This is a genomic window from Serratia sp. (in: enterobacteria), assembly GCF_046715635.1.
Classification (GTDB): Bacteria; Pseudomonadota; Gammaproteobacteria; order Enterobacterales; family Enterobacteriaceae; genus Chania.
The window spans coordinates 1-10086 of sequence record NZ_JBKJYW010000473.1 but is presented as its reverse complement, the minus strand read 5'-3'; the positions used below and the strand labels follow the sequence as shown (position 1 = coordinate 10086).

The window sequence follows — 10086 nt, the reverse complement described above, 5'->3', positions numbered from 1 at the left end:
GCTGTTGGTCGTCTCACACGCGATCCCACCGATTTAAGGTGGCGAAGCAGGGACGTCCTTTCGACGCGTGCAGATGATTTCAAACGATTTATTGCGGCTTGGACTATCATTGTTAAAGGGTCTGCCGAATGAGCAAGACCCGTTAATAACGAGGGTGCGCTGATGACTACTTCAACACATAAAAAGGTTAAGGAAGATAAACGTCTGAGCGATGGACCGGACTGGACGTTCGAGCTGCTGCAAGTTTATCTGGAGCAGATTGACCGGGTCGCAAAGCACTACCGGCTCGACACCTATCCGCATCAGATCGAGGTCATTACCTCCGAGCAGATGATGGATGCCTACTCCAGCGTCGGAATGCCGATCAACTATACCCACTGGTCATTCGGCAAGAAGTTCATCGAAACCGAGCAGCGCTACAAGCATGGCCAGCAGGGGTTGGCCTATGAGATCGTGATCAACTCCAACCCGTGTATTGCCTATCTGATGGAAGAAAACACTATCACCATGCAAGCACTGGTGATGGCTCATGCCTGCTATGGGCACAACTCGTTTTTCAAAAATAACTATTTATTCCGCAGTTGGACCGATGCCAGTTCGATCGTCGATTATCTGCTGTTTGCCCGCCATTACATCAGTGAGTGTGAGGAACGCTATGGCGTGGAAGAAGTCGAAAAGCTGCTGGACTCCTGCCATGCGCTGATGAATTACGGGGTCGATCGCTACAAGCGGCCGCAAAAAATCTCGCTGGTGGAAGAAAAAGCCCGCCAAAAGAGCCGTGAGGAGTATCTGCAAAGCCAGGTCAACTCGCTGTGGAAAACCCTGCCGCGAGTCGATCGCGAAGCTCTGCCGGAACAGGCCGTGCGTTTTCCACGAGAGCCACAGGAAAATATTCTCTATTTTATGGAGAAAAATGCCCCATTGCTGGAGTCCTGGCAGCGTGAAGTGCTGCGCATCGTGCGTAAAGTGAGCCAGTATTTCTACCCACAAAAGCAGACTCAGGTGATGAACGAAGGCTGGGCCACCTTCTGGCACTACAGCATCCTTAACCACCTATATGATGAAGGGCGCGTGACGGATCGCTTTATGCTTGAGTTCTTGCACAGTCATACCAATGTGGTCTACCAGCCACCGTACAACAGCCAATACTACAACGGCATCAACCCGTACGCGCTGGGCTTTGCGATGTTCCAGGACATCAAACGGATCTGTCAGTCACCGACCGAAGAAGATCGCTACTGGTTCCCGGATATCGCCGGCAAAGACTGGCTGGATACCCTGCACTTCGCCATGCGTGACTTCAAGGATGAGAGCTTTATCAGCCAGTTCCTGTCACCGAAGGTGATGCGTGATTTCCGTTTGTTTACCGTGCTGGATGACGATCGCAACAATTACCTGGAGATTTCAGCGATCCACAACGAAGCGGGCTATCGGGCGATACGTCAGGAGCTGTCGGCTCAGTACAACCTGAGCAACCATGAGCCCAATATTCAGATCTGGAATGTGGATCTGCGTGGCGATCGCTCATTAACGCTGCGCTACATTCCGCAGGACCGGGCACCATTGGATAAAAGCCGCCGCGAGGTGATGAAACATCTGCATCGCCTGTGGGGATTCGACATTATTCTGGAGCAGCAAAACGAAGATGGCAGCGTAGAATTGCTGGACCGCTGCCCACCAAGACCCAACGCGTTATAAAGCGGCAATATGACAAAGGGGCGCATGCAGCGCCCCTTCAACTAGCTGATTACTGGAATGACACCCAATTAACGACGCGCTTCGGTCAGATCGCTTGGCATAGTGCCCTGCATGCTCTGCCAAATGGCCCCGCTCTCTTTACCGTAGTTACGCACGCAATCCATCACCTGATCGTACATTTTCTCATGGCACAGGCTAGACAGCTTGTTGTAGAAGGTCAGTGCGAGTTTGCGCGCTTCCGGGTTGGAGAAGTAATAGCGGCCAACGCGGGTATATAGCCCTTTCAAGCCATTGAGGATCAGGCCATAAATCGGGTTGCCTGAGGCAAAGGCCAAGCCACGGAAAATTTCATAGTCGAGCTGGTTGAAGGCATCCGCCTGATCGTCAACCAGCGCCGCTTTCGCCAGCACTTCCTGCGCCTGCTCCGGATGGTTACGCACCGCCGCACGGATAAAGATCGAGGCAATATTGGTACGCACCGACAGCAGATTATCGATCAGTTGCGGTACGCTGTTGTGATCGAGCCGGGCCAGGGTTTCCAGGATATTAAGGCCGGAAGTTTCCCAAAAATTATTCACCTTGGTCGGTTTGCCGTGCTGAATAGTCAGCCAGCCATCACGGGCCAATCGCTGTAGAACCTCACGTAATGTGGTGCGCGTGACGCCAATCAGTTCTGAAAGCTCACGTTCCGCGGGCAAAATAGAGCCGGGAGGGAAGCGGTTATTCCAAATACTTTCAATGATATACTCTTCCGCGAAACCGGCAGGACTCTGCGCCTTTATAACCATGTGTTTGATGTTCCGTAACGACGATAATCAGTAATTGTAATCGGCAGATCATACCAGATCGCCGGGGCATCACATAGCGAGAGCCAAAAACAATAAACGAAAGTGTGCATAAGCTGGCAAAAAGATGAAAAAAAACACTTCGCCGAAATTTCAAGCTATTAAGGCTTGGTCATTTGCATCAAGCCCACTGCCGTTGTTAGGGTATGACGGCCAACTCACTATAAGGTTTCGCAAAAACAAGCATGGATATGACAATTCGCTCGGCATTGGTAAAGAACTTTCTCGGGGCATCCCCCGACTGGTACAAACTGGCCATCATCAGTTTTCTGGTGATCAATCCCTTGGTGTTTTTCCTGGTCAGCCCTTTTGTGGCGGGCTGGTTACTGGTTATCGAGTTTATCTTTACGCTGGCGATGGCGCTTAAATGCTACCCGTTGCAGCCTGGCGGGTTACTGGCCATTGAGGCGGTGTTGATCGGCATGACCAGCCCCGCTCATGTCAGCGCGGAAATTGCCAGTAATCTTGAGGTGCTACTGCTGCTGGTCTTTATGGTGGCAGGCATCTACTTTATGAAGCAGTTGCTGCTGTTTGTGTTTACCAAACTGCTGCTTAACATCCGCTCAAAGATGTTGTTGTCCCTATCCTTTTGCGTTGCTGCGGCACTGCTTTCTGCGTTCCTGGATGCCCTGACCGTGGTCGCGGTAGTGATCAGCGTCGGCACGGGTTTTTATTCGATCTACCATAACGTCGTCTCTAATCAGAAGAGCGATATTAGTGACGATAGTCGCCTGGAAGATACCGACCATAAACAGACGCTGGAACAGTTTCGCGGCTTTCTGCGCAGCCTGCTGATGCATGCAGGTGTAGGCACTGCTCTCGGGGGCGTAATGACCATGGTAGGCGAGCCGCAAAACCTGATCATCGCCAAAAGCGCCGGCTGGGGCTTTGGCGAGTTTTTCCTGCGTATGACTCCCGTCACGCTGCCGGTGTTCGTTTGCGGTTTGCTGGTTTGCCTGCTGGTTGAACGTTTGGCGGTATTTGGCTACGGCACCAAACTGCCGGAACAGGTGCGTAGCGTACTGAAAGAGTTCGATCGCCAGGCAACCGCCAAGCGAAGCCGCCAAGAAAAGATGAAATTGGTGGTCCAGGCGTTAATCGGCTTATGGTTGGTGATAGCACTGGCCTTCCACCTGGCAGAGGTGGGCCTGATTGGCCTCTCGGTGATCATTTTAGCGACCTCGCTGTGTGGCGTAACCGATGAGCACGCGATCGGCAAAGCCTTCCAGGAAGCGCTACCCTTTACCGCGCTGCTGACGGTGTTCTTCACCGTCGTGGCGGTGATCATTGAACAGCAACTGTTTACTCCAGTGATCCACTATGTGCTACAGGCACCGCCGAGCTCACAGCTGTCCCTGTTTTATCTGTTCAACGGTCTGCTCTCTTCCGTTTCTGATAACGTTTTTGTCGGTACGGTTTACATTAACGAAGCTCGGGCGGCACTGGCGGACGGAGCAATTTCACTGCAACAGTTCGAACTGCTGGCGGTAGCAATTAACACCGGCACCAATCTGCCTTCGGTGGCTACACCCAACGGGCAGGCGGCTTTCCTATTCCTGCTGACCTCTGCCCTGGCGCCGTTGGTACGCCTGTCTTATGGCCGCATGGTCTGGATGGCATTGCCTTATACGTTGGTGCTGACGCTGGTCGGCCTACTGTGTGTGCAGTTTACCTTGGCACCGGTAACGGAACTGTTAGCCCAATGGCAGTGGTTAATGCCGCTACCACTTGACGCGACGGCCCCAATCGCTGCACATTAAGCGCCGTGACCGCCTCCACAACCCACGATATTTTTCACTGAATCGTCTTTAGGTAGCTGGCAGCGGGGATGAATTGGTTTACACTGCCGGTTCAATTGCTTACTGCATGGAAGAATATAGATATGTTGCAATTCTTTAACCGCTGCTCGCAGGGGCGCGGTGCTTGGCTGTTGTTGGCTCTGACTGTATTGGTACTGGAGTTGGCTGCCCTCTATTTTCAGCACGTGATGCTGTTACAGCCTTGCGTAATGTGTATCTACGAACGCGTCGCGCTATTCGGGATTTTGGGTGCGTCGCTGCTTGGTGCATTGGCACCGAAGTCGCCGCTGCGCTATGTAGCGATCCTGCTGTGGATATATAGCGCCTGGGAAGGTTTGCAGTTAGCCTGGAAACACACGATGATCCAGCTGCATCCGTCGCCATTTAATACCTGTGATTTCTTTGTCAGCTTCCCTTCCTGGCTGCCGCTAGACAAATGGGCGCCTGCGGTGTTCCACGCTTCGGGTGACTGCTCGGTGCGTCAGTGGCAGTTCCTGTCGTTGGAAATGCCACAGTGGTTGGTGGGGATTTTTGCTGCCTATTTACTGATCGGGATTGTCGTTCTGCTCAGCCAATTTGTACGCCAACGTAAACGTGATCTGTTTGGTCGCTAACGGTAAACATGACAAGATCGGCGCCTGAGGGCGCCGTTTTTATTGCATCGGATGTGGTTGGTCGGCATCAAGTGTGGGTAAAGTAATACACGAGCACGATCAGTACTCCGGCCACGGCAAACAGACGCACCATCTTCATCATCAAACTCTCATCACAGGGCGGAGGTGTCCACAAACTACCTAAGATTTTGTTTAAAAAGAAGCGTCCACCTGACGTTTACGGCGTAATTTACATAACATTAACTTTGGTTGCGGGATATATCGCCCACCTTTGGCAATTTCCCCCTTTCAAGCACAGATATATTGGCTACACTTAATCACTGGTTGGGCGTTTTTCATTCACCGCATTAATACTTAGAGTAGGATCTAAATAAAATGATGACGTGTATAAGCCACTCCCCTCATCCGCCCTGATTTATTTACTCTCTCGTTCAACTTTTGTTTAACTTTTCCGCCCGGTAAGCGTGCTATTTAGGCTATGCTCTGTGTGATAAAACGCTGTACGTCTACTAGGCCGTAGGGGTTCAACCACCGAACGATACAGCCAATGAGATAGACAGAGTATGTTTAGCAAGGGATCACCATGTCAGAAAATAACATCAATCTGCAAACTGTCCTCATTACGCTTCCTTATGTAGACTGGAATACCACCTCACCTTCCACAGTGGATGCCGTAGCTGCGTTGGAAAGCGGCAAGGTGCTGTATTTCCCCCATCTGGCCTTTAGCCTGACCGACGCAGAGAAAACCTTGCTCAGCCCGGAATTGGTTGACCCCAAACGCAAGAATATTAGCTATCAGCCAGAGCAGCAAAAGCTGACCGGAGTTGCCCTTGAGGCTAAACGCGAAGCGGTACATAAATTACTGGCACGCCACTATCAGGCCTGCCAGCATTTGATCAATTCCGTACTGCCCGAATATCGGCATGCAGTGCAGATGCCTACCAATAGCCTGCGTCTGCACCCAATCTCCGCATGGACTGCCGCGACCTCATGGCGCAAGGACGACAGCCTCCTGCATGTCGATGCGTTCCCTTCGCGCCCCAACTATGGCAAACGCATTTTACGTATTTTCACCAATATCAATCCTCATGGTGAAAGCCGACTGTGGCGCGTTGGCGAGCCGTTCCCTGAATTGGCACAACGTTTCCTGCCACGCCTTAAGCGCTACTCGCCCTTTGCCAGTTGGTTGCAGGATAAAGTTGGCATTACCAAAACGCGCCGTAGCCACTACGATCACCTGATGCTGCAAATGCATGATGCCATGAAGGCAGATAAAAACTATCAGGAAAGCGGCCCCCAGCAGGCAGTTGAATTCCCCCCTGGAAGCAGCTGGATCTGTTTTTCCGATCAAACTCCCCATGCCGCCATGGCCGGGCAATATATGCTGGAACAGACTTTTATTTTACCGGTGAGCGCCATGAAAACCCCGCAGAATGCACCGCTGAAAGTTCTGGAAGGGTTATTACACCGGCCATTAATCTAGCGCCTGGCAAACCTGGCTTCTCAGCCGATCCACAGCTCATTCGGTGGATCGGCCATAACTTCGATCTGTGTCACCCTAATAGTTGAGAGGATTTGGTATATTAATTACGCAGTAGTATGCACATCACCGACTTAAACAGGAGGTTGTATGTACAAGACTATATTAGCGCCCATTGATCTGGCTGAAATCGAGTTAACGCAAAAAATCATTCCCACGATTAATTCACTGGCAAAAATCGACTACCCGCATACCCATTTCTTCGCCGTACTCTCCCCCATGCTCTCTTATTATGAATATGAGCTGTCGCACCCCGAGCGGTTGCTGCCAAGCGATGATGAGCGAATACAGATTGCGTTGGCGGAGTTAAAGAAAGCCGTTACGGCGTTTGATATCCCGGAAGGCCGAGTGCACTGTTCGGTAGAAATTGGCGCGCCGAGAGATCGGATTTTGAATTTTGCAGAAGAGATCAACGCCGATCTGATCGTTGTCGGTTCGCGCAGACCAAGTATCACTACCTTCTTGCTTGGCACGACGGCATCATCGGTCGTCAGGTATGCCAAAACCTCGGTCTTGGTGGTGCGATAAGGCTACTGCACAGGCTGCCTTTAATACCGCGACACCTTAAGCTTGAGACAGGTGGGAGTCATTGCAGGTTAGCCGACCGTTGAGCGCAGGGATGCGCGATACGAGCCCCCATGGACGGGTTCACGGCGTGTCGGTGTTCTGCATGACTCCCACCTGTAACACTATTCGATACAGCTACTTAGTTTATTTCCACATACCATCACTTACCTGGCCCAGCTAGGTTTGTTGAGGATGTGGTCCTGCCAATCCACGACTTCGCTTTCACGCACCGCGATATGGCGTACGGTAATGCGCTCACCGTGCATTGCCGCTTTTGATCCGCTGACCAACGGGTGCCAGTCGAACAGAGGTTTCCCCTCACCAATCAGGCGATAGGCGCAGGTTGGCGGCAGCCAATCGAATGTGGTGAGGTTTTCGCGCGTCAGCTTGATGCAGTCTTCTTCCAGTTCAAAGCGGCGCTCGTAGTTGCGGCACTGGCAGGATTTGATGTTGAGCTGATCGCAGGCCACGTTGGTGAAGTAAATTTCATCGGTATCTTCATCGATCAGCTTGTTCAGACAGCATTGCCCACATCCGTCGCACAGCGATTCCCACTCTGCCTCAGACATTTCGTCCAGCGTCTTCTGTTGCCAAAAAGGGAGTTGTGACATATCGACTTCCGAAAATAGGTAAATGAACAAACCACCTGCAAGCAGGTTCAAGGGGGCACACTATATAGACACTGAGCGCAAAAGGAAACGTTTCCCCGGCGGCCCCTGCCTGCTGCAACGGCATCTAACGTGGATAGTAACAGTGTAAAGCAATAAAGAGGTTTCTGCCTGCAACACCCAGAAGGCCCGACAGGCAGAAAGACAGAGCGGGATTAAATCACTCGGGTACTGAGGGTCTTACCGTTAAGCGAGATTTTCAGCATATCGCCGGAAACCATTGGCCCCACCCCTTGAGGAGTCCCTGTCAGAATGATGTCGCCCGCACGCAGCGTAAAGAAACGGCTCATATAGGCGATCAACGGCAAAATGGGGTTGATCATATCGCGGGTATTGCCCTGCTGACGCAGTTCGTCATTGATCGACAAAGACAACTCGGCATTTTGCGGATCGCCAAATTCAGCCACCGGAATAAAACCGGAAATTGGGCAAGAACCATCAAATCCCTTGGCTTTTTCCCAAGGTTGCCCCGCCTTCTTGAACCCGGCCTGCAGATCGCGCAAGGTCAAGTCCAGCGCCACGCCATAGCCCGCAATGGCACGGGCCACGCGATCTTCAGTGGCCTGCTTTAACGGGGTGCCAATCAGCACCGCCAACTCGACTTCATGATGAATCGACCCCAGCCCCTTGGGGATCGCTACCGGTTGACGAATATCACACAGTGCCGTTTCAGGTTTGATAAACAACACCGGCTCAGACGGGGTGGCACTCCCCATCTCCTTGATGTGATCGCTGTAGTTGCTGCCTACGCAAACCACTTTGCTTACCGGGAAATCAAGCAACGCTCCTTGCCAGTCTCTATGTTGATACATACCGCCTCTCCCAACCACAATGTAAGGGCCAGATAACCTCAGCCCATGATACGTACGGGGTGCCATTCCAGACACCTTGCAGGTGCCAAGCTATTGACCGATACCGTCGGCCATCATTCCCACGCTGATCGCAAAATAATACGAACGATTCCAGTGCATGAGAGTACGGAAGTTATCATAAACCAAGAATGCGCGTCCTTGCATATCATCTGGAGCGATCACCCAACTACGCAAACCAGAGGCCGATAATGGAGAACCATCCGCTAACACCACGCCTTTGGCCGCCCACCGTTCCTCGCGATGCCCCTGGGCGTCTTTCAGCCCCAGTTGGTCAGCATTGAAATGCGCGGGCAGTTTGACTTCACGGCCCCAGCCAACCCCAGCCTGCCAACCCTCGGTAGCCAGATAGTTGGCGGTGGAGGCAAACACATCGTCGAGATTATTCCAGATATCGATTTTACCGTCGCCATCCCCATCAGCGGCATAGGTCAAAAACGAGGTTGGCATAAACTGGCTCTGCCCCATCGCCCCCGCCCAGGATCCTTTCAGGTTGCCCGCATCGACGTGACCCTGCTCAATAATCTGTAAGGCTGCCATCAGCTGTTTGGTAAAGAATGCTTCGCGCCGTCCTTCAAACGCCAGCGTCGCCAAGGCAGAAACAACATCTTCCTTACCCTGTATCTTGCCAAAAGCGCTTTCCATACCCCATAGCGCGACAATATATTGTTCCGGAACACCGTAACGCGCCGTCACTCGCGCCAGCCGTGGCTGATATTGCTGAAGCATCTCACGGCCCCGCTGGATCTTCCACGCGGGCAAGACACGGCTGAGATAATCATCCAGAGTGATTTTCTTTTCCAACTGATTGCGATCGGCATTAATCACCCGATCGACAAAGTGCGCGTTGGCAAAGGCGCTCTCAACGGTAACCGCTGGGATACCTTGTTTGATGGCCCGCCGCTTCAGTTGTTCCACATAGGCCGGGAACTCCGCCGGATCACGCCCGGTTTCTGCCAGCGTACTCCCGGTCGGCTGCATAGCTGGCGCTGGAGCCGCCGCCACCTGTTCAACGCTGCTTGCCAAAAGAAGTAGCGTTAGCATCATCAACATCTTCTTCATGATTTTCCCTACCTGTGACGACCTGCCGCCAGATGCAGATGATGCTTAAAAGCTGGCGTTAACACAGGGTTGAAAATCGACGCCCGGTTATTTTTTGGCGTCAGACAAATGAAGGTTTAATAGGTTTTCCACCGGCGGTGGGAACTGCAGATAAAACCCTTCCTGTTGCAGGGCTTCTTTCACTTTTTCGATATCCGCGGAAGCCAATTTCTTACGGCCGTCGAGCGACAGCATCATGGCATACTGCGGAGTGCCAAAACTTTTCATCAGATCTTCCGGCACCCGAGAGAAATCGTCTTTTTTTTCGACATAAAGATAAGTCTGATCGCGCTTGGCACTTCTATAGATGACACAAAACATTTTTAAAACTCTATTTAATTGAGGCAGCGTCTTGCCTGGATATAACTCTGACTATAACATGCTT

General features: G+C 52.0%; 10 protein-coding genes. 5 read left to right on the top strand and 5 right to left on the bottom strand.

The genetic code is table 11. The annotated features are described in order from the left end of the window. The first annotated feature begins 162 nt into the window (after window positions 1–162). Window positions 163–1698: a SpoVR family protein gene (locus tag ACLQ7H_RS24385; protein WP_411754895.1), complete on the top strand. Its 1536-nt coding sequence runs from the start codon at window positions 163–165 to the stop codon at window positions 1696–1698. A 68-nt stretch (window positions 1699–1766) separates the two neighbouring features. Here the strand turns inward: ACLQ7H_RS24385 and fadR are convergent, their stop codons facing one another. Then, window positions 1767–2486, bottom strand: a complete 720-nt coding sequence (fadR, locus tag ACLQ7H_RS24380) for a fatty acid metabolism transcriptional regulator FadR (protein WP_021181184.1) — start codon at window positions 2484–2486, stop codon at window positions 1767–1769. 242 nt (window positions 2487–2728) lie between these two features. On the opposite strand from fadR, the gene nhaB reads away from it, so the two are divergent. The 4 genes from nhaB (at window position 2729) to ACLQ7H_RS24360 (ending at window position 7024) form a co-directional block, all read left to right on the top strand. Further along, window positions 2729–4303, top strand: a complete 1575-nt coding sequence (gene nhaB, locus ACLQ7H_RS24375) for a sodium/proton antiporter NhaB (protein ID WP_411754894.1) — start codon at window positions 2729–2731, stop codon at window positions 4301–4303. Window positions 4304–4425: 122 nt separating this feature from the next. After that, the gene (gene dsbB, locus ACLQ7H_RS24370; protein ID WP_411754893.1) at window positions 4426–4956 is read left to right on the top strand and encodes a disulfide bond formation protein DsbB; all 531 of its coding nucleotides are present in this window, start codon (window positions 4426–4428) and stop codon (window positions 4954–4956) included. A gap of 583 nt (window positions 4957–5539) precedes the next feature. Continuing rightward, entirely contained in the window at window positions 5540–6439 is a 900-nt protein-coding gene (locus tag ACLQ7H_RS24365; RefSeq protein ID WP_411754892.1) for a Kdo hydroxylase family protein, read from the top strand. Window positions 6440–6586: 147 nt separating this feature from the next. Next, window positions 6587–7024 (top strand): universal stress protein, encoded by a 438-nt coding sequence (locus ACLQ7H_RS24360; protein WP_411754891.1) that lies wholly within the window; start codon window positions 6587–6589, stop codon window positions 7022–7024. A 203-nt stretch (window positions 7025–7227) separates the two neighbouring features. Here ACLQ7H_RS24360 and ACLQ7H_RS24355 read toward each other — a convergent pair whose 3' ends face one another. The 4 genes from ACLQ7H_RS24355 to ACLQ7H_RS24340 form a co-directional block, all read right to left on the bottom strand. After that, window positions 7228–7674, bottom strand: a complete 447-nt coding sequence (locus ACLQ7H_RS24355; RefSeq protein WP_021181179.1) for a YcgN family cysteine cluster protein — start codon at window positions 7672–7674, stop codon at window positions 7228–7230. Between the two features lie 212 nt (window positions 7675–7886). Continuing rightward, window positions 7887–8543 carry a fumarylacetoacetate hydrolase family protein gene (locus tag ACLQ7H_RS24350; RefSeq protein WP_411754890.1) on the bottom strand — a complete coding sequence of 219 codons (657 nt, stop codon included), beginning with the start codon at window positions 8541–8543 and terminating at the stop codon, window positions 7887–7889. A 90-nt stretch (window positions 8544–8633) separates the two neighbouring features. After that, on the bottom strand, window positions 8634–9653 hold the full coding sequence (locus ACLQ7H_RS24345) for a lytic transglycosylase domain-containing protein (protein ID WP_411754896.1): 1020 nt from the start codon (window positions 9651–9653) through the stop codon (window positions 8634–8636). Window positions 9654–9749: 96 nt separating this feature from the next. Further along, a complete protein-coding gene (locus ACLQ7H_RS24340) occupies window positions 9750–10022 on the bottom strand; it encodes a YcgL domain-containing protein (RefSeq protein WP_411754889.1) in 273 nt (90 codons plus the stop codon). Between the last annotated feature and the right edge of the window lie 64 nt (window positions 10023–10086).